The following is a 1,143-nucleotide window of genomic DNA, read 5'->3' on the forward strand; positions in this document are numbered from 1 at the left end:
CTTTCCTTGAACTGAGACCTGAATAAGAATTTAACCTTTTATTGTTAAGGTAGCTAGGGTAAGTTCAAGTTCCTTTCCTTCGATTGATGTTCAAAAACAAAAATATGGAAAATTTTTATTTTATCGGTGTAGATGTATCTAAAAGAAAATTAGATTTCTGCGTAATGCTCCAAGGTAAGGTTTTGCGAGAGGATCAAGTCAGTAATCATCAACAAGCAATTAAAGCTTTGATTAATGAGTTTAAAAATGATTTAGGAATGGATAACAACCAGTTTTTGATTTGTGCTGAACACACGGGACAATACACATATCCTCTAATATGCGCCTGTAAATTACACGAATGCAAACTATGGTTGGAGAATCCATACCAGATCAAATATTCTTCTGGTATGCAACGCGGTAAGAACGACAGGATAGACGCAAAACGTATTGCTCTTTATGCATCTCGTTTCGGCGATAAGGTTCGCTATTATGATGGCCCAACCGAGCAGATAGAACGCCTTAAGCAATTAGAACGAGAGCGTGATCTTTACACCGGACATTTAGCTGCGTATAAAGCACAGCTAAAAGATCAGAAAGATTTTATGCCTGAAGATATTTATCAAAGGAAAGCTAAACGGCTGGATAGTGTAATGAGGAATCTTCAAACAGTAATTGCGAGCATTACGACTGAAATGGAGAACATTATTCGTTCGACGGAAGTATTGTATAGGCAGATGCAACTGTTGATGTCAGTGGATGGTGTAGGTAAAGTTGTTGCTCTAAATATGATTATTGAGACTGGTGCTTTTACTCGTTTTAATGATTCAAGGAAATTCTGTTGCCATGCAGGAGTAGCTCCGTTTTCATACACGTCCGGTAGTAGCCAACATTCGAAAAACAAAGTCTCACACAAAGCCAATAAATCCATAAAGAGACTATTACATTTGGCAGCTGTGTCTGTGATACATAAAACCGGGGGACAACTTAAAGAATATTATCTGCGAAAAGTTGATGAAGGGAAAAATAAAATGCTAGTAATTAATGCGCTAAGAGCTAAAATCGTAGCACGGATGTTTGCAGTTATAAAAAGAAATGAATTTTATGAACCTATTTATATCTAAAAAACTTGCAAAAATCATAAGAATATGAATGATTTATTTA

Annotated in this window: 1 protein-coding gene; it reads left to right on the forward strand. The window is 36.0% G+C overall.

All coding sequences use genetic code 11. The features are described from left to right. The first annotated feature begins 104 nt into the window (after nucleotides 1-104). Entirely contained in the window at nucleotides 105-1,103 is a 999-nt protein-coding gene (locus BQ8014_RS00010; protein ID WP_080902553.1) for an IS110 family RNA-guided transposase, read from the forward strand. Nucleotides 1,104-1,143 lie beyond the last annotated feature (40 nt).

Origin of the sequence: Parabacteroides sp. Marseille-P3160, assembly GCF_900162725.1 — a bacterium.
Classification (GTDB): Bacteria; Bacteroidota; Bacteroidia; order Bacteroidales; family Tannerellaceae; genus Marseille-P3160.

Coding starts and splice junctions, on each gene's coding strand:
- BQ8014_RS00010 (WP_080902553.1), top strand. CDS start 105: ATGGAAAATTTTTATTTTATCGGTGTAGATGTATCTAAAAGAAAATTA.